Source organism: Diaphorobacter sp. JS3050 (assembly GCF_013154915.1).
Classification (GTDB): domain Bacteria; phylum Pseudomonadota; class Gammaproteobacteria; order Burkholderiales; family Burkholderiaceae_C; genus Diaphorobacter; species Diaphorobacter nitroreducens.
In genome coordinates, this window is sequence record NZ_CP053553.1 from 1,569,004 (window position 1) to 1,585,471 (window position 16,468).

Sequence of the window (16,468 nt, forward strand, 5' to 3'; positions counted from 1 at the left end):
TTGACTGACAAGCGCTGGCAGCTATCGTTTTGGAAGCGTTTTCAGGCGTCAGCAGGCGGCGGGGCGTCGGCTGCATCGAGATCGGCGGCGTTCGCGTCGTTCTCCACGATGCGCTGCAGTCCGCTGAGCTTGGCGCCTTCGTCCAGCGAGATCAGCGTCACGCCCTGCGTGGCGCGGCCCAGTTCGCGGATCTCGGACACGCGGGTGCGCACCAGCACGCCGGTATCGGTGATCAGCATGATCTCGTCGTCGGCATGCACCAGCGTGGCGGCCACGACCTTGCCGTTGCGCTCGCTTTGCTGGATGGCGATCATGCCCTTGGTGCCGCGCCCATGGCGGGTGTACTCGACGATGCTCGTGCGCTTGCCGTAGCCGTTCTCGGTGGCGGTGAGCACGCTCTGGTTCTCATCCTCAGCCACCAGCATGGCGATCACGCTCTGGCCGTCCTCCAGCATCATGCCGCGCACGCCGCGCGCCTGGCGGCCCAGCGGCCGCACATCGTTCTCGTCGAAGCGCACGGCCTTGCCGCCGTCGGAGAACAGCATCACGTCGTGCTGGCCGTCGGTCAGCGCCGCGCCGATGAGGTAGTCGCCATCATCCAGGTTCACCGCGATGATGCCGCCCTTGCGGGGGTTGCTGAACTCGTCCAGTGCGGTCTTCTTCACCGTGCCCATGCTGGTCGCCATGAACACATAGTGGTCGGCGGGGAAGGTGCGCATACCACCCGTCAGGGGCAGCACGACGTTGATTTTTTCGCCCTCGGCCAGCGGGAACATGTTGACGATGGGGCGCCCGCGCGAGTTGCGCGAGCCGGAGGGCACTTCCCACACCTTGAGCCAGTACAGCCGGCCGCGGTTGGAAAAGCACAAGATGTAGTCGTGCGTATTGGCAATGAAGAGCTGGTCGATCCAGTCGTCTTCCTTGGTCGCCGCCGCCTGCTTGCCGCGCCCGCCGCGCTTTTGCGCGCGGTACTCGGACAGTGGCTGGCTCTTGATATAGCCGGTGTGCGACAGCGTGACGACCATGTCGGTGGGCGTGATCAGGTCCTCGGTGGACAGGTCCTGGGCGCTGTGCTCGATGGTGCTGCGGCGCGCACCCACCTTGGACTGGCCGAACTCCTGGCGCAGCGTGGAAAGCTCTTCGCCGATGATCGTGGACACGCGCGCGGGCTTGGCCAGGATGTCCAGCAGGTCCTCGATGACCGACATGACGTCCTTGTACTCGGCCACGATCTTGTCCTGCTCCAGGCCCGTCAGGCGCTGCAGGCGCATCTGCAGGATTTCCTGGGCCTGCGTGTCCGACAGGCGGTACAGGCCGCCATCCTGCATGCCGAACTCGCGTTCCAGCCCTTCGGGGCGGTAGTCGTCCGCGTTGACCACGCCGCCATCGACGCGCGTGCGCGTGAGCATCTCGCGCACCAACTGGCTGTCCCAGGAGCGCGCCATCAGTTCGGCCTTGGCCACGGGCGGCGTGGGCGACTCACGGATGATGCGGATGAACTCGTCGATGTTGGCCAGCGCCACGGCCAGGCCTTCCAGCACGTGGCCGCGCTCGCGGGCCTTGCGCAGCTCGAACACCGTGCGGCGCGTGACCACTTCACGGCGGTGCTGCAGGAAGACCTCGATCAGGTCCTTCAGGTTGCACAGCTTGGGCTGGCCGTCCACCAGCGCCACCATGTTCATGCCAAAGGTGTCTTGCAGCTGGGTCTGCTTGTACAGGTTGTTGAGCACCACCTCGGGTACTTCGCCGCGCTTGAGCTCGATCACCAGGCGCATGCCGGATTTGTCCGACTCGTCCTGGATGTGGCTGATGCCTTCGAGCTTCTTCTCGTGCACCAGCTCGGCCATGCGCTCCTGTAGCGTCTTCTTGTTGACCTGGTAGGGCAGCTCGTCAACGATGATGGCCTGGCGCTGGCCCTTGTCGATGTCCTCGAAGTGGCACTTGGCGCGCATCACCACCTTGCCGCGGCCCGTGCGGTAGCCTTCCTTGACCCCGTTGATGCCGTAGATGATGCCGGCCGTGGGGAAGTCGGGCGCGGGGATGATCTCCATGAGTTCGTCCACCGTCGCGTCAGGCTGGCGCAGCAGGTGCAAGCAGGCATCCACCACCTCATTGAGGTTGTGCGGCGGGATGTTGGTTGCCATGCCCACCGCGATGCCGGCCGATCCGTTGACCAGCAGGTTGGGCAGCTTGCTCGGCAGCACCAGCGGTTCCTTCTCGCTGCCGTCGTAGTTCGGGCCGAAATCGACCGTTTCCTTGTCGATGTCCGCCAGCATCTCGTGCGCTATTTTTGACAGGCGGATTTCGGTATAGCGCATTGCCGCGGCGCTGTCGCCGTCCACCGAGCCGAAGTTGCCCTGGCCGTCCACCAGCATGTGGCGCAGAGAGAAGTCTTGCGCCATGCGCACGATCGTGTCGTATACCGCGCTGTCGCCGTGGGGGTGGTACTTACCGATCACGTCACCGACGATACGGGCGGACTTCTTATAAGGCCGGTTCCAATCGTTGTTGAGCTCGTGCATGGCAAACAGCACGCGCCGGTGCACAGGCTTCAGGCCATCCCGCGCGTCGGGCAGGGCGCGCCCGACGATCACGCTCATCGCGTAATCCAGGTAACTGCGCCGCATCTCCTCTTCGAGACTGATGGGCAGGGTTTCTTTGGCAAACTGGGTCATGTCGACGGAGGGGTGGCGGCAGGAAGCGGCCATTTTAGGTGCAACGCCCTGTAGTAGCTGAGCAACACATCCCTGGGATTGCGCTTTTGTCCTACGGTTTGCACCTCGTCAAAGCAGCCCCGGCCTTGTTACGTATGGCACAATCATTTCAACGTTTTTGGTGATGGTCACTGACGACGTCCCTGATTCGCAGCGCGGCTGCGGCTTTTTCCCCAAGAGGAGAACCATGAAGAAACTGAACAAAGTGGCGATGTTGTTGGCCTCTGCTGTGCTTGCTACCTCGGCTGTTGCTCAAGTGAAGGCGGCAGACGGCGGTAAGGTCATCGATAACTGGCAAAACGGCTCGGGCGAGCTGGTCTGGAAGAACGGCACGAATGAACTGTGCTGGCGCGACGCCAACTGGACCCCCGCAACCGCTGCTGAAGGTTGCGACGGCGCTCTGGTGAAGGCTGCTGCTCCTGCTCCCGCAGCTGCACCCGCTCCTGCAGCCGCAGCTCCTGCCGCTCCGGCCCCCGCACCTGCTATCGCTAGCAAGGTGACCTATGCAGCCGACGCTTTCTTCGACTTCGACAAGTCCGTCCTCAAGCCCGAAGGCAAGGCCAAGTTGGACGACCTGGTTTCCAAGGTCAAGGGCATCAACCTGGAAGTGATCATTGCCGTGGGTCACACCGACTCCATCGGTACCGACGCCTACAACCAGAAGCTGTCCGTGCGTCGCGCTGAAGCCGTGAAGGCTTACTTGGTGTCCAAGGGCATCGAAAAGAACCGCGTCTACACCGAAGGCAAGGGCGAAAAGCAGCCCGTGGCGGACAACAAGACCAAGGAAGGTCGCGCCAAGAACCGCCGTGTGGAAATCGAAGTGGTTGGTACCCGCGCCAACTGATCGATCCATCGGTCACAAAAAAGCCCCGGCAACGGGGCTTTTTTTATGCCTTGCTCGTTGCAGATGGGACAATGAAAACATGACTGTTTCTGTAAACGCCGATCCCGCTGAGTTGGCCAAGTTTTCGGAACTGGCCCATCGCTGGTGGGACCCCGACAGCGAATTCCGTCCGCTGCACCAAATCAATCCGTTGCGGCTGGATTGGATCAATCAACTCTCGCCTCTGGAAGGGCGCAAGGTTCTCGACGTGGGGTGTGGCGGGGGAATTCTGTCGGACTCCATGGCCCGCAAGGGGGCAGAGGTCACGGGGATCGACCTGGCGTCCAAGGCATTGCGCGTGGCGCGGCTTCATGCCCTGGAGGCGGAAACGCCGCGCGTACAGTACCGGGAGATCAGCGTCGAAGAGTTGGCAAACGAGTGTCCTGGGTCGTTCGACACGGTCACCTGCATGGAGATGCTGGAGCATGTGCCCGATCCCCAGTCGGTTGTGGCCGCATGCGCGCGCCTAGTCAAGCCAGGCGGATGGGTGTTCTTCTCTACGATCAACCGGAATGCGAAGTCCTTTGCGTTGGCGATCGTGGGGGCGGAATACCTGCTCAAGATGCTGCCCCAGGGAACGCACGAGTACGCCAAATTCATCCGCCCCAGTGAGCTGGCATCCGCATGCCGCCAGGCGGGCCTTGATGTGTTGCATACGCGCGGCATGCAGTACAACCCCGTAACCGGCCGCTATTGGCTGAGCGGGGACACCGATGTGAATTACCTGTTCGCTACCAGGCGGCCCACTGCATGAGCGAGTTGTCTTTCACGGCGGTGCGCGGGGTGTTGTTCGACCTGGATGGCACCTTGATCGACAGTGCGCCTGACCTGGGCTTTGCTGCGGACCAGTTGCGGTCCGTCCGCGGGCTCCCTTCGCTGCCGCTGGAGGCCTATCGCCCCCTGGCTGGCGCGGGCGCGAGGGGTATGTTGTCGGTGGCATTCGGTATCACGCCGGACCATCCGGACTTTCCCGGCTTGAGGGAAGAGTTTTTCACCAACTACGAGCAATGCATCCACGATCAAACGGCATTGTTTCCTGGCATCCAGGAATTGGTGGCTACTCTTGAGCATCGTCCGTTGAAATGGGGTGTGGTGACCAATAAAGTGGAGCGTTTTACCTCGCTCATCGCCCAGCGCGTGGCGCTTTTCGCCAACGCGGGGGCCATCGTCAGTGGAGACACCACTGCGTATTCCAAGCCTCACCCAGAGCCTTTGTGGGAGGCTGCACGGCGCCTGGGGCTGGAGCCGCACGAGTGCATTTACGTCGGTGACGACGAAAGAGATATTCAGGCAGGGCAAGCCGCAGGCATGAAAACCGTGGTGGCCATGTACGGCTATCTTGGCTCGGGCGCCTCCCCGAAGAGGTGGGGCGCGGATGCAGAGATTTATTCCCCCCTTGACCTCTTGAAATTGATGGGCCTGGACTAAAATAGTCATCCAAGGGGCTGTCCCGGTTTCGACGTGGGTTCGGAATCGGAGCGGTGCATGTCGAGCTTGAGTGACGCTCGTAAATCTCCATTCACTAAACTAACTGCAAACGACGAACGTTTCGCACTCGCCGCTTAAATACCGGTGAGCCTTGCAACAGTACGCTGATGGGCTGGGCAAGGGGGCCGCAAGGCCTCCCGGCTGCAAGGGAATTTACATCAGCTGGTGGCATGCCGGGCACCTTGGCATGGCACGAGATTCAAGGGTGCTGGCATCTTGCGTAGCGTGTGCCTGCGCGACGTGAGATGCAAGAATGAAAACAGAGCACTAAACATGTAGATCTGCCCGAAGAAGGCTTGCGGACGCGGGTTCAATTCCCGCCAGCTCCACCATACACAAGGGCTCGGATAGTCTCCGGGCCCTTTTTCTTGCCCGAAATCCCCGCACCACGCGGGGTTCCGGCCGTCTGTGCTGCGGGTGGCCTGCTGCCGAAACGCCCGAAATCGGCCACTTTCTCGGCCGGAGCTGTCTCTGTTCTCCGTTTGGCCTGCGGGTAGGCGCAGATGGTGGCCTAGCAAAATCAACAACTTACGCGCGTCGGTTCATCGTCAACCAAGGCCGCCGGTCACCACCGCAACTAGACGGCGTGCGTCACTTGTACTAACATTGCGGCAGTTGATCTAACAAAAGAGGTGCTGCCATGACTGCCGTTGCATCGTCGCCTTCCGCCCGTTCTTCCCGACTTGGGCTGCGCGCTACCCCCGAACAGGAGGTGGTGCTGCGCCGTGCCGCCGAGGTGGCCCACAAATCGCTGACAGACTTCATCCTCGACAGCGCGTGCCTGGCCGCCGAGCAGACCCTGCTCGATCAGCGGTTGTTCATGGTCTCGGGTAGCCAGTACCAGGCCCTGATGGATCTGCTGGATCGCCCCGAACAGACCAATGAAGGTTTGCGTGACCTGTTTGCCCGCAAGGCGCCCTGGGATACGAAGTGACGTTGCGCGCACCGGAGCCTCTGGCCGCGCAGCATCGGCTGGAAGGTTTTGATTGCGGCAAGCCCGCGTTGAATGACTGGCTGTTGCGCCACGCCCGCCAGGCGCAGGGCAGTGGCTCGGCCAAGACCTTTGTCGTTGCCGTGGACGATGGCCGCGTGGCGGGCTACTTTAGCCTGACCGTGGGACAAGTCGACACGCTGGAGGCGCCGGAGCGCATTCGCAAGGGGATGGGGCAATACCCGTTGCCGGTGGTGATTCTGGCGAGGCTCGCTGTCTCGGTGGTGGACCAGGGGCGAGGCATCGGCTTTGGCCTGCTGCAGGACGCGATTCGCCGCACGATGCTGATTGCCGAACAGGCCGGCATCCGTGCCATGCTGACCCACCCCATCGATGAAGAAGCGGCGAGGTTCTACACCCGGTTCGGGTTCATCGCGTCACCGCTGCGCGAACAGCAATTGTTGCTGCTCTTGAAGGACGCCCGTCGCTGGGTCCTCTGAACCATGACCATCGAATCACTGCCCACTTTTACCAAGCCGGCCCGCCAGCGCTGGGAGTCCATCCCTGCCGACATTCGCCAGCGGCTGCTGTCCAACGTCTGGTGCGGCCAGTGCCGTCACGAAACCACGATCACCAATTTCAGCGGCACCATCAAGGGTGGCGACTTGCTGCTGCTGGGCAAGTGCGCCGAATGCCGCAGTGATGTGGCACGGGTCATCGAGGGCTCGTAACTCGGTCAGGCGTCGAACCCCGCCACCACTTCCCGCTGCGCCACCCAGTCGGTCGGAAGTGGGTTCCGTTGGAACCACAGCAGGCTCATGCACTTGGGCTGCTGTCCGGCAAGGATGCTCTGGATGATGGCCGGCTCCAGCAGCGTCAGACGCAGCAGCTCGTTGACCGTCGAGTGGTGCAGGCCTTCGCGCTGGGCGATCTCGCTGCCACTGCCGACCACACCGTCGTCGAGCAGTTGCTGCCAGTAGAAGGCCCGCGTCAGGGCCACCAGTAAGGGCTGGTCGATCTGGTTGGCGACTTTGCCCGGCGACTCGACCGTATCCGTCCGGCCACCCCATATTGACCGTCGCCGGCGGTCATGACTGAGACTCAGATCGTGGCGCTCTGCCACCGATGCGGCAACAGTTCCCCGATGCGGCTGTCCTTGTGTGTGGGCAGTCGGGTCATCACATCCTTGAGGTAAGCGTGTGGGTCGTGGCCATTGAGCTTGGCCGACTGGATCAGGCTCATCACGGCAGCCGCACGCTGTCCCGCCCGCAGCGACCCGGCGAATAACCAGTTCTTACGACCGAGCGCGACCGGTCGCATCTGGTTCTCGATCCAGTTGTTGTCGATCGGCAGTTGGCCGTTGTCCAGCAAGCGCGTGAGCGGCTGCCAGCGCCGCAGGCTGTAGTCGATGGCCCGTGCCGTGGCTGAACCCTCGGGTACCTTACTGCGGTGCTCGCTCAGCCAGGCGTGCAATTTGTCCACGATCGGGCGGCTGTGCTGCTGGCGCATTCGCAGCCGCTCGGTGCCATCGACATTGCTCGCCTGCCTCTCCACCTCGTAGAGCTGCCCGATCTGCACCAGCGCCTGCTCGGCGATCTGGCTCTTGTTGGCTGCGTGCAGCTCAAAGAACTTGCGCCGGGCGTGCGCCCAGCAAGCCGCTTCGGTGATGTGCTCGCCCATGAGCTGCTTGTAGCCCGCAAAGTCATCGACCAGCAGCGTGCCGCGCCAGCCGTTGAGAAATTCACCGGCGTGCTTGCCCGCGCGGCTTTCGCAGAAGTCGTAGACCACGGCCTTGAGGTCTTCGTGCCGCCCCGGGGTGTAGGCCCACAGGTAGGCGCGGTGCGTCTTGCCATCGCGCTCGCTGCCGCGCTTGAGCATCTGCACCGGGGTCTCATCGGCGTGCACGATGCTGTGTGCGAGCACCTCCTGACGCAGCGCATCGACCAGCGGCTGCAGTTGCACGCCGCAGCTGCCCACCCACTGCGCCAGGGTCGAGCGTGCCAGCGGCACCCCAGCACGGGCATAGATGCTCTCCTGGCGGTACAGGGGCAGGTGGTCCGCGTACTTGGCCACCAGCACCTGGGCCAGCAAGCCGGTGGTGGCCAGGCCCTTGTCGATGATGTGCGCCTCGACCGGCTGCTGCTTGAGCGTCTGGCAGCACGCGCACACCCATTTGCCGCGCACATGGCGGTGCACCATGAACACGCCGGGCGTGTAGTCGAGCTTCTCGGCCACGTCCTCGCCCATGCGGCGCATGGCCTGGCCGCAGCACTCAGTCACCTCGGGCTCGTGTGTGAATTCCTGGCGCAGCAGTTGTGCCGGCAATGGCAGGCGCTTGGGTTGCTGGCGTGGGCTGCGCTCTTCAGCCGAGCGCAGCTGCTCGATCTCCTCATCCACCGCCTGCAGGTCTTCTTCGAGCGCGTCTTCCAGCAGACTGCGCTGATCGGCGTTCAATGCCTCGGTCTTGGCGGCGAACTTCAGCCGCTTGAGGATGGCCATCTCGTAGCTGAGCTTGTCCAGCAGCGTCTGCTTGTGTTTGAGCTCGCTCATGAGGTGCTGCAGCATCTGGCGCATTTGCGCCTCGTCCATGCTCTGCAGATCCACCGGTTCGTTCATGGCCGTCATCATCCCCGATGGGTGGGCAGCCGCCTACTGGCATATCCACGAATTGAACGCCGCCCCAGGGGCGACCAACATCACAGCACCGTGATCACAGCGTCTTCTCCCAGGCGCTGCCAGGGCAAGCCCGTGACCAGGGCTTGCAGTTGTTCGACGCTGAGTGTGAGCCGAGGACCCAGGCGCTCATCGCCCCAGGCAAACTTGCCCTGGTTCAGGCGCCTTGCGGCCAGCCAGACGCCAAAGCCATCGTGCACCAGTACCTTCAGGCGGTTGGCCCGTGCGTTGGCAAAGAGATAAGCGTGGTGCGGGCGGGCCGCGCCAAAGACTTGCACCACTCTGGCCAGGGCCGTCTCGGGGCCGGCGCGCATGTCCAGCGGTTGCGTGGACATCCAGACCGCATCGACCCGGATCACCGCAACACCTCGCGCAAGAGCGCCCCGCACTGGCCCAGTGGGCACTGCAGGCTGACCACCAGTTCGCCGCGTTGCAGGCGCACATGGACTGGCGCAGACGGCAGCGGTAAAGGCGCGGATGGCGGTAATGCAGCCAGCGCCTGCTCCTCATGGGTGCTGTCCGCCATTGCCGTCAGCGGCAGCGAGATGAAGCCGGGCTCAGCATCCGAACAAACGCCCGGTTGAGCGCGCACAGGGCCCGCCTCCCGAATCCATCGGTGCACCATGTTCGCGTGCAGCCCGTGCGACAAGGCCACACCACCGACACTGGCACCGGGCTGCGCGCACGCAGCCACCAACTGTGCCTTGAACGCTTTGCTGTATTCACGCCGGCGCGGCCGGCCTTCGCTTGAAACCTGTTCCATCGTCTCCACGATCCTCCAATCGTGGGCACGATGCCCGCTTCTCACGGCGCGTTCAATATGGGGTCACCGGACGGATACACTCGACCGCCCCATCTGGTCGCACCACCACCTTGCTGGCGCCGCGCTTCCTGATCTTCAGCGGGATGAAGGTGGACAGCTTGACCTGGCCGCCATCCCGGCGTTCGCGGGCGATTGCTGCCCCCAACGGCTGCACTTTCGGCTTCATGCCTCCACCTCCTGCTGTTCCCATTCCTGCAATTCCGCGCCGATGGTGCCGGGCATCAGTTCCCCGGCCAGTTCCTGCCAGCCCTGATCGCGCCAGATGATTTCCAGCCCGCCGTCGGCAATCACCACGCGCTCGATCAGCAGCTGCGCCAGTCGACACTGTTCAACGGGGAACAGGTGTTGCCACAGGCCCGCCAGATTTCGCATCGGAAGCACGACCTCAGGCTCCGACAGGTCTGGGCGGGTTGTCCGAATCCGATCCCACACCGACTGCACGATGTGCGGTGCTGATAGCGCTGCTACGATCTGCTGGGTCACCAATTCCTCGATGGGCGCCGCTGGCAACGGCCCGTGGCTGCTGGCCCAGGCGCCAAAGCGCCGGTGCTTGATCGGTGTGTAGTAGCGGTAGGTTTTGCCCTTCTTGACGGTGTAGCTGGGCACCAGCCGTTCACCATCGGGCGTGAACAGCAGGCCACGCAGCAACACCGGTTCCCGCTGGCGGTCATTGGTCTCGCGCCGCCGTTCGATGCCATCGGTGGCGATCAGGGCGTGCACAGCATCCCACTGCTCCTGGGTGATGATGGCCTGATGCTGACCCGGAAAAGCCTGCCCCTTGTGCACGATGTCCCCCAGGTACATCCGGTTGTGCAGCATCTTGTAGATGGTCTGCTTCGTGAAAGACTTGCCACCCTTGGTGACCACGCCTTCCGCGCCGTAGGCCTTCACCATCAGCGTGGCCGAGCGCATCGTCACGAAGTCGTCGAAGATGCGATGCACCAGTGCCGCCTCGGTGTCGTTGACGATCAGTTGCCGGTCGCGCACGTCGTACCCCAGCGGCAGCGGTCCACCCATCCACATCCCCTTGGCCTTGCTGGCCGCGATCTTGTCGCGGATGCGCTCGCCAGTCACTTCCCGTTCGAACTGTGCGAAGGACAGCAAAACGTTGAGCATCAACCGGCCCATCGACGTGGCCGAATTGATCTGCTGCGTGACGGCGCTGAAACTGACCCGGTGGCGGTCAAACACATCGACCATCCGCGCAAAATCCGCCAGCGAGCGCGACAGCCGGTCGATCTTGTAAACCACCACGATGTCGACCTTGCCCATCTTTATGTCTGCCATCAGTCGGCGCAGGGCGGGTCGATCCATATTGCCGCCAGAGAAGCCGCCATCGTCGTAATCATCGGCCACGGCGATCCAGCCCTCGTGGCTCTGGCTCTTGATGAAAGCGTGCCCGGCTTCCTTCTGGGCATCGATGGAATTGAAGGACTGGTCCAGCCCTTCGTCGCTGGACACGCGGCAATACACTGCGCAGCGCTTGGGTGGCACGAGCAACGGCGCGTTCATTGACTATCCCCCTTGCCATCGCGCAGACCAAAGAACTTCGGCCCGTTCCAGCGCGTGCCGGTGATGTGGCGGGCCGCCGCCGACAGGCTCTTCCCATTCCCGGATCAGCGTGGTGCCGGGCATCAGCAGGGTCTGCGCGCTACGACCGGCGGCGGATTTGATCTTGGAATGCTTGGCACCGGCCTCGACCAGCATCTTGCGGATGTTGGTTGGCAGCGTGCCGTAGGCTAGTGTAGTGTTGCATTCTGTTTGGAACTTAATCGGCTATTGGCGCGGATGACCTTTTGCAGGATGTCGCGAGCGTTCTTGGTCCAGATGAACGGCTTGGGGTTGGTGTTGTGATGCGCGATGTACTCATCGATGGCCGAGACGAGTTCGGGCACGCTGGTGAACACCCCGCGGCGTAGCCGGTTCTCGGAGATGTCGCGAAAGAAGCGCTCGACCATGTTCAGCCACGATGCCGAGGTCGGCGTGAAGTGCATGTTGAATCTGGGGTGCTTGGCCAGCCACTCCTGCACAGCTGGATGCTTGTGCGTGGCGTAGTTGTCGGCGATCAGATGCAGCGTCTTGTCCTTGGGCGTCTCCCGATTGATTTGACGCAGGAACTTCAGCCACTCGATGTGGGTGTGGCGCTGCTGGCACTGGCCGATGACCTGACCGTTGAGCACGTTGAGCGCAGCGAACAAGGTGGTTGTGCCGTTGCGCTTGTAGTCGTGCGTCATGGTGGCCGCGCGCCCCTTCTTGAGCGGCAGCCCGGGCTGCGTTCGGTCCAGCGCCTGCACCTGGCTCTTTTCGTCGCAGCACAGCACCAGCGCATGCTCGGGCGGCGACATGTAAAGCCCCACGATGTCTTCGAGCTTTTGCACGAACTGCGGATCGCGCGAGACCTTGAAGCCGCGCACGATGTGAGGCTTGAGACCGTGGGCCTGCCAATGGCGCATCACGGTGCTGGCGCTGACGCCCAACTCAGCGGCCATCGTGCGCGTGCTCCAGTGCGTGGCCGCCTCGGGCTTGGTCTGTGTGGTTAGCTTCACAAGCTTGGCCACATCCACCTTCACCGGCGGTGCGCCGCGCGGCAAGTCGCGCTCGATACCTTGCAGCCCCAATTGCAGGTAGCGTTCACGCCAGCGCGCCACCTGCACGCGCCCAATGCCAAGCTGCTCGGCAATATCCTTGTTTTGCAGCCCCTGCGCGGCCAGCAGCACGATCTGGGCGCGCTGGGCCAATCTGACGCTGGTGCGCTTGGAGCGCGCCAGCCGGCTCAGCTCGCTTTCCTCTTCATCCGTCAACACAATCGTCGGGGCAACTCGCAATTTTTCACTCCAATGCAAACCGTAGTAGAGCATTGGAGCGTGGTTGCTCAATTAAGTTTCATTAAGAATCAAACACTACACTAGCTCTTGGATGCGGTAGGCCAGACGCGATTCCACGTAGTTGCGATTGCGGTGGCTGGGCCTCCGGGGAAAGTGCTGATCCCAAAGTGCCCAGAGGTCAGTCATTGGAAGATTGGGCAACGCCGCCAACTGCGCTGCGATGGTGTGTTGCTGTTCGGTGGCCATCCTCAGTCCTCCCAGATCGCGGTGCCACCGAGCGTGATCCACAGGCGGGCATCGTCAGCGGTCGCCATTTCGCGGGTGGCCACGCCACTGGCGCGGTGGGTGCCGGATTTGCCCGTGAACCAGTAGGTGTGGCCATCGTGCTGTACGCGGTAGGGCCCAACGTGGTCGAAATCGGCCTCGATGGTCATCACGCCGCGCGGGCGCTGGTTGGTGTCGGTGACCTGCACGCGCAGGGTTTGATGGGTGCTCATTGCTTTCTCCGAGAGGGGTTTGCGGACCTCCATGAACGCGCTGTGGCGACCAGAAGCCAAGTCAAACCGCGCTCTGTTCGGGGGCGTCGGCTTGCCCTGTCGCAACATCGACACGCTCTCCCAGCAGCGTCTGCGGTTTGCCGGTGCGCCGGTCCTTGATGCCCAGGATGTAGATCTCACCGTCCCACACCCCGCAGGCCACGTCGGTGTCACTGGCCGTGGCCGGCATCAACCAGCCGGTGATGCCATTGGGCAACTGCAGCAGGTCTTCCATCCGGTGGACAGGCCAGCGCATGGCCTCCTGGTAGTGGTCGGCAAACTCCAGGAGTTGCTGGGGCACGTCCGGGAAGTTCTCCTGGCTGAGGATGGGAATCCAGACCAGCGGCTGGCCGCTGGCAAACCAGCCTTGCACGCGCTGCTCGACTTCGGGGTTGTAGTGCTGCAGGCGTTCAACGGGCACGTGGCGGGCGCCATCGCTGGCTTGGGGTTCTGTCGAGTGGTTCATCAAAAGCTCCTTGAGTGGTAACCCGGCACGGTGCCGGGCGGTAACCGGGGTGGTAACTGGTAACCCGTTTCGGGGGCTGTCGGTAGCGGGGCAGCGCGCTCGCGCCCCCCGTATTGCTTTATGGCGAGGAAGGACCCAATTCGCCTGTGGGCAGGTCGCGTGACGGTCAAGCCGCTGGCATTTCTGCCGCCAGTGCATCGCTGGCTGCTTCGATCAGATCGCGTGGAATCTCAACCGGGAAGCGACTTTCGTCGTGGTGGTAGTTGATCTGGCGCCGGGCCGCCGAGGCGCGAGCCAGTGCGTTCATGACCGGCATCAACTGTTCGTGCAGCTCGATTTCGGCCATTGCCGCACGGCAGTGGATGAAGTGGTCCCGCGCCTTGCGCGCGGCATCGGGCAGGCCAGCCAGTTGACCTTGAATCGCATCACGCTGGCGCTCGAGTTCAACCTGCGATGCCCGGGTGATGCGCAGCTCCATCTCCAGCTTGGTCAAGGTTTCAGGCGCCACGAATTCCGCTTCGGTGTCCAGCAGCGCCCGAGATGCCGACTTCGTCTCGACAGCAATGCGCGCTTCGAGGTCCGCCAGCCGCTTGGCGATCTTGGTCAGTTGGCCATCGACCGTCTGCACCTCAGCGGTGAGCGCCTTGCGTTGTGCCATCAGATCGTCAAGCTGCTTGCGGGCCAGTGCAAAGCGCTCGGGCGTGGCCAGGACCTGCTGCAGCGGACGCAGTTGGCTCTCCAGGTTGGACACCTTCGACTTGAGCCTTTCCATCCGCTGGTTCGCCTCACACAGGATGGGCCAGTGGGCTTTGGCGGCCGATGGCGTGTTCATCGACATCGAGCCAGCGGCATCACGCAGCCGGGTTTGCTTCTCGCGTGCCGCAGCGTGCTCCGCTTCAGCCTCAGCCAATTCGGCTTTGAGGGGCGTGAGCTCTTGGTTGAGCGCGTCGTGCTCGGCCTTGATCTTGTCGAGGTAGCGGTTGGACTTCTTGCTGGACGGGTTCAGTTTCATGGTGATGGTCTCCAGGTTTGATCAGGGATGGACGGGGGTCAAGCGGGATACAGGGCGTCGCCGGGCCGTGCGACGGTGCTGACCCACAGGCCTGGGCCGACTTGCTTTTTGATGCCGACGGGCGCGCCGGGGCGGCGGGGATGGCTGGTGGCCTGCCAACCCTGGTGGGAGTTGGTTTGCCCGGTCATCGCCGCAATCGCGGCAGCCAGCGGGGACAGCTGCGTTTCGGCAGAGGTGGATGGGCTGGTGGTCTGCGGCGTGATGCCGAGAACCTTGGCCCAGATGGGATGCAAGTTGGGATTACTCACGGTGAGCTCCATATCGAGTGCCACCCTCGATGCCGGGTGGCGTGGCAGGATTGGTTTGGGAACGGGTCCGGGCAATGCGCCAGCGCGCCCCCTCCCGGCTGTGGCCGAGGTGGGTGATGTCGATGCCCTTGGCGCGATAGGCCGGGGCGATGCGGCGCAACTGATCCGACAGACCCTTGGGCGAGCGCGGCCAACTGCTGCGGTCGGGGATGCTGTGGGTGTTCAGCAGGTCGTAGAGCTGGCCGGCGGTGCCTTGCCAGTTCAAGGGCAGCACGCGCTCGGCGATGTACCTGTCCAGTGCCTGCGCGACGGCGTTGCTTTCCAAGGCCCGGTCGATGCCCGCGCGCACGAGCTCGGCGTACTGCTGCTGGAATTCACCAGCGGCGAAGCCCATGGCGCGGGCTACTGCCTCGCCCAGGCGCTCGTAATCAGCCATGCGCTGCTTCTGGGTCAGCTTGACCGTTGGCAGAATGGCCAGCGCCGCCGAGAACAGATCGAGCAGCCCAGCGAACACCTTGGATTGATCACGTTCCCAGCCCGCGTACGTGTCGGCATCGTCGCGCCGGGCATCGGCGGGAATAGTCGGCAGATCGACGTGGATCACCCGGTCGATCAGGTCGGGGCGCGTGGCAACCACGGCGATGCCGTTGAGCACCACAGGCCGTTTGGTTTCCATGACGTGCTCTTCGCCATTGGTGTAGAGCTGGCGCGAAGCAAAGCCGCCGCCGGTGGCCAGGGTGCAAAAGGCATCCTGCTGCTCAGGCGTGAGGCCAGAGAGGTTCTCGTAGCTGACCAGCCAGTTGTTGGCGGCGGCGACGAACACGTCCTCCACCGTCTTGGGCCGCCCGCGCAGCATCACCTTGTTCGGATCGACCAGGCTGCGCAGCACGAATTGCGTGGTGGACTTGGCCGAGCCTTGTTCGCCCACCAGTTCCAGCACCGGGAAGGGGGTGTCCGGGCGGAAACAGTCCAGCAGCCACGCCAGCATCATCACCCGGCTGTGCGCCGGGATGTTGGTGTGCTGCCAGAGCAATCCGACATCGCCATGGGCCACCGGCATAGGCAGCGGGCGCATCGAAGGCGTGCGGGTGAAATACACCGGCGACTCGTTCACCACCCGCCAGCCCTGGGGTGTGACGTGGATGGCCTGCCACTGCTCATCGGCCAGATCGATCAGGTAGCCATCGTCGCAACGGGCGGCGCGGACGTGGACTTCGATCTCGTCGCCATCGTTGATGCCTGCAGCGGCGAGCGTGGCCAGGGCCGATTTCATCGTGGTCTCCGGCACGCCCATTTCCTTGGCACGCCAGTACGCGGCCCGCAGCCATTCCTCGAAGCCTGAGGAATACACCCGCCACACTTCGCGCCGACTGGGCATGGGAATCACGGCGACCGCATTGCGGTCGGCATCGTGGTGCAACTGGCACTGCGCCCGGGCCAGGGCGACCAGTTCATCGAGCGCGCTGGCGTCGTCGTCGCTGCCGGGCAGTTCGTCTCGCACCAGTTTGTCGAGCACCGTCACCGAGCAGTCGCGATTGGCCTTCTTGGCAGCTTGGCGCAGGCGCAAGTAGCCGGGCAGGTCCGTGGCCTTGAGGATCGAGAAGGCGCGCACCACGTCTTCCTCGGCCAGCACGCCCACGTCATCGACCAGACGGACCAGCGCCGCCTCGATCACGCCAACGGGATCGGTGTCAGGTGTCGGTGCCGGAGTGGCCGCGGCATCCATCTCGACCGTGTGATGGTCGTGATGGTGGTGACGGTCGTTCTCTACTACTCCGTCCGGAGAAGGGATGGGCGCGCTCATCGTCA

General features: G+C 63.4%; 20 protein-coding genes, 1 other RNA gene and 1 pseudogene. 7 read left to right on the forward strand and 15 right to left on the reverse strand.

The annotated features are described in order from the left end of the window. Positions 1-41: 41 nt before the first annotated feature. Positions 42-2,675, reverse strand: a complete 2,634-nt coding sequence (gene gyrA / locus HND92_RS07690; RefSeq protein ID WP_172206661.1) for a DNA gyrase subunit A — start codon at positions 2,673-2,675, stop codon at positions 42-44. Positions 2,676-2,901: 226 nt separating this feature from the next. Between gyrA and ompA the strand changes: the two genes are divergently transcribed. The 7 genes from ompA to HND92_RS07725 all read left to right on the forward strand — a co-directional run bounded on the left by ompA (position 2,902) and on the right by HND92_RS07725 (position 6,747). Then, positions 2,902-3,558, forward strand: a complete 657-nt coding sequence (gene ompA, locus HND92_RS07695; protein WP_011805663.1) for an outer membrane protein OmpA — start codon at positions 2,902-2,904, stop codon at positions 3,556-3,558. Between the two features lie 79 nt (positions 3,559-3,637). After that, a complete protein-coding gene (gene ubiG, locus HND92_RS07700; protein WP_172206662.1) occupies positions 3,638-4,351 on the forward strand; it encodes a bifunctional 2-polyprenyl-6-hydroxyphenol methylase/3-demethylubiquinol 3-O-methyltransferase UbiG in 714 nt (237 codons plus the stop codon). Continuing rightward, entirely contained in the window at positions 4,348-5,025 is a 678-nt protein-coding gene (locus HND92_RS07705; protein WP_135149736.1) for an HAD family hydrolase, read from the forward strand. Before ubiG ends, HND92_RS07705 begins: the two co-directional genes overlap by 4 nt. Positions 5,026-5,038: 13 nt before the next feature. Further along, positions 5,039-5,417: a transfer-messenger RNA gene (gene ssrA, locus HND92_RS07710) on the forward strand. A 308-nt stretch (positions 5,418-5,725) separates the two neighbouring features. Next, positions 5,726-6,019 carry a DUF1778 domain-containing protein gene (locus HND92_RS07715; protein WP_135149735.1) on the forward strand — a complete coding sequence of 98 codons (294 nt, stop codon included), beginning with the start codon at positions 5,726-5,728 and terminating at the stop codon, positions 6,017-6,019. Continuing rightward, on the forward strand, positions 6,016-6,516 hold the full coding sequence (locus HND92_RS07720) for a GNAT family N-acetyltransferase (protein WP_135149734.1): 501 nt from the start codon (positions 6,016-6,018) through the stop codon (positions 6,514-6,516). The genes HND92_RS07715 and HND92_RS07720 overlap by 4 nt, the downstream gene beginning before the upstream one ends. Before the next feature lie 3 nt (positions 6,517-6,519). After that, positions 6,520-6,747, forward strand: a complete 228-nt coding sequence (locus HND92_RS07725; RefSeq protein WP_135149733.1) for a hypothetical protein — start codon at positions 6,520-6,522, stop codon at positions 6,745-6,747. Between the two features lie 5 nt (positions 6,748-6,752). On the opposite strand, the gene HND92_RS07730 is transcribed toward HND92_RS07725, so the two are convergent. From HND92_RS07730 to HND92_RS07795, 14 genes and pseudogenes are all read right to left on the reverse strand, one after another. After that, entirely contained in the window at positions 6,753-7,088 is a 336-nt protein-coding gene (locus HND92_RS07730) for a hypothetical protein (RefSeq protein ID WP_371814887.1), read from the reverse strand. A gap of 29 nt (positions 7,089-7,117) precedes the next feature. After that, positions 7,118-8,632 carry an IS66 family transposase gene (locus HND92_RS07735; RefSeq protein ID WP_011804030.1) on the reverse strand — a complete coding sequence of 505 codons (1,515 nt, stop codon included), beginning with the start codon at positions 8,630-8,632 and terminating at the stop codon, positions 7,118-7,120. An 80-nt stretch (positions 8,633-8,712) separates the two neighbouring features. Continuing rightward, complete coding sequence (tnpB, locus tag HND92_RS07740) at positions 8,713-9,024, reverse strand: IS66 family insertion sequence element accessory protein TnpB (RefSeq protein WP_011804029.1); 312 nt, start codon at positions 9,022-9,024, stop codon at positions 8,713-8,715. A gap of 20 nt (positions 9,025-9,044) precedes the next feature. After that, the gene (locus tag HND92_RS07745; RefSeq protein ID WP_041835871.1) at positions 9,045-9,452 is read right to left on the reverse strand and encodes a transposase; all 408 of its coding nucleotides are present in this window, start codon (positions 9,450-9,452) and stop codon (positions 9,045-9,047) included. A 52-nt stretch (positions 9,453-9,504) separates the two neighbouring features. Further along, positions 9,505-9,678 carry a hypothetical protein gene (locus HND92_RS07750; protein WP_172204910.1) on the reverse strand — a complete coding sequence of 58 codons (174 nt, stop codon included), beginning with the start codon at positions 9,676-9,678 and terminating at the stop codon, positions 9,505-9,507. After that, on the reverse strand, positions 9,675-11,024 hold the full coding sequence (locus HND92_RS07755) for a recombinase family protein (protein ID WP_135149785.1): 1,350 nt from the start codon (positions 11,022-11,024) through the stop codon (positions 9,675-9,677). Before HND92_RS07755 ends, HND92_RS07750 begins: the two co-directional genes overlap by 4 nt. Further along, on the reverse strand, positions 11,021-11,110 hold the full coding sequence (locus HND92_RS19320; protein WP_371814888.1) for a DUF2924 domain-containing protein: 90 nt from the start codon (positions 11,108-11,110) through the stop codon (positions 11,021-11,023). Before HND92_RS19320 ends, HND92_RS07755 begins: the two co-directional genes overlap by 4 nt. Before the next feature lie 141 nt (positions 11,111-11,251). Next, complete coding sequence (locus tag HND92_RS07765; RefSeq protein ID WP_231403305.1) at positions 11,252-12,370, reverse strand: IS630 family transposase; 1,119 nt, start codon at positions 12,368-12,370, stop codon at positions 11,252-11,254. A 51-nt stretch (positions 12,371-12,421) separates the two neighbouring features. Continuing rightward, a pseudogene (locus HND92_RS07770) lies at positions 12,422-12,583 on the reverse strand (DUF2924 domain-containing protein); the annotation flags it as partial. A gap of 2 nt (positions 12,584-12,585) precedes the next feature. Next, a complete protein-coding gene (locus tag HND92_RS07775) occupies positions 12,586-12,834 on the reverse strand; it encodes a hypothetical protein (protein WP_135149787.1) in 249 nt (82 codons plus the stop codon). Between the two features lie 61 nt (positions 12,835-12,895). Beyond that, the gene (locus HND92_RS07780) at positions 12,896-13,339 is read right to left on the reverse strand and encodes a hypothetical protein (protein ID WP_135149788.1); all 444 of its coding nucleotides are present in this window, start codon (positions 13,337-13,339) and stop codon (positions 12,896-12,898) included. 166 nt (positions 13,340-13,505) lie between these two features. Next, complete coding sequence (locus tag HND92_RS07785) at positions 13,506-14,351, reverse strand: hypothetical protein (protein WP_172206663.1); 846 nt, start codon at positions 14,349-14,351, stop codon at positions 13,506-13,508. Positions 14,352-14,389: 38 nt separating this feature from the next. Then, positions 14,390-14,659 (reverse strand): hypothetical protein, encoded by a 270-nt coding sequence (locus HND92_RS07790; protein WP_172206664.1) that lies wholly within the window; start codon positions 14,657-14,659, stop codon positions 14,390-14,392. After that, entirely contained in the window at positions 14,652-16,463 is a 1,812-nt protein-coding gene (locus HND92_RS07795) for a hypothetical protein (protein ID WP_253940120.1), read from the reverse strand. The genes HND92_RS07790 and HND92_RS07795 overlap by 8 nt, the downstream gene beginning before the upstream one ends. Positions 16,464-16,468 lie beyond the last annotated feature (5 nt).

What these genes read in the sequence shown, in the direction of transcription:
- gyrA (WP_172206661.1), bottom strand. Translation starts at nt 2,675, where the DNA reads ATGACCCAGTTTGCCAAAGAAACCCTGCCCATCAGTCTCGAAGAGGAG.
- ompA (WP_011805663.1), top strand. Translation starts at nt 2,902, where the DNA reads ATGAAGAAACTGAACAAAGTGGCGATGTTGTTGGCCTCTGCTGTGCTT.
- ubiG (WP_172206662.1), top strand. Translation starts at nt 3,638, where the DNA reads ATGACTGTTTCTGTAAACGCCGATCCCGCTGAGTTGGCCAAGTTTTCG.
- HND92_RS07705 (WP_135149736.1), top strand. Translation starts at nt 4,348, where the DNA reads ATGAGCGAGTTGTCTTTCACGGCGGTGCGCGGGGTGTTGTTCGACCTG.
- HND92_RS07715 (WP_135149735.1), top strand. Translation starts at nt 5,726, where the DNA reads ATGACTGCCGTTGCATCGTCGCCTTCCGCCCGTTCTTCCCGACTTGGG.
- HND92_RS07725 (WP_135149733.1), top strand. Translation starts at nt 6,520, where the DNA reads ATGACCATCGAATCACTGCCCACTTTTACCAAGCCGGCCCGCCAGCGC.
- HND92_RS07735 (WP_011804030.1), bottom strand. Translation starts at nt 8,632, where the DNA reads ATGAACGAACCGGTGGATCTGCAGAGCATGGACGAGGCGCAAATGCGC.
- tnpB (WP_011804029.1), bottom strand. Translation starts at nt 9,024, where the DNA reads ATGTCCACGCAACCGCTGGACATGCGCGCCGGCCCCGAGACGGCCCTG.
- HND92_RS07745 (WP_041835871.1), bottom strand. Translation starts at nt 9,452, where the DNA reads ATGGAACAGGTTTCAAGCGAAGGCCGGCCGCGCCGGCGTGAATACAGC.
- HND92_RS07750 (WP_172204910.1), bottom strand. Translation starts at nt 9,678, where the DNA reads ATGAAGCCGAAAGTGCAGCCGTTGGGGGCAGCAATCGCCCGCGAACGC.
- HND92_RS07755 (WP_135149785.1), bottom strand. Translation starts at nt 11,024, where the DNA reads ATGAACGCGCCGTTGCTCGTGCCACCCAAGCGCTGCGCAGTGTATTGC.
- HND92_RS07765 (WP_231403305.1), bottom strand. Translation starts at nt 12,370, where the DNA reads ATGCTCTACTACGGTTTGCATTGGAGTGAAAAATTGCGAGTTGCCCCG.
- HND92_RS07775 (WP_135149787.1), bottom strand. Translation starts at nt 12,834, where the DNA reads ATGAGCACCCATCAAACCCTGCGCGTGCAGGTCACCGACACCAACCAG.
- HND92_RS07780 (WP_135149788.1), bottom strand. Translation starts at nt 13,339, where the DNA reads ATGAACCACTCGACAGAACCCCAAGCCAGCGATGGCGCCCGCCACGTG.
- HND92_RS07785 (WP_172206663.1), bottom strand. Translation starts at nt 14,351, where the DNA reads ATGAAACTGAACCCGTCCAGCAAGAAGTCCAACCGCTACCTCGACAAG.
- HND92_RS07795 (WP_253940120.1), bottom strand. Translation starts at nt 16,463, where the DNA reads ATGAGCGCGCCCATCCCTTCTCCGGACGGAGTAGTAGAGAACGACCGT.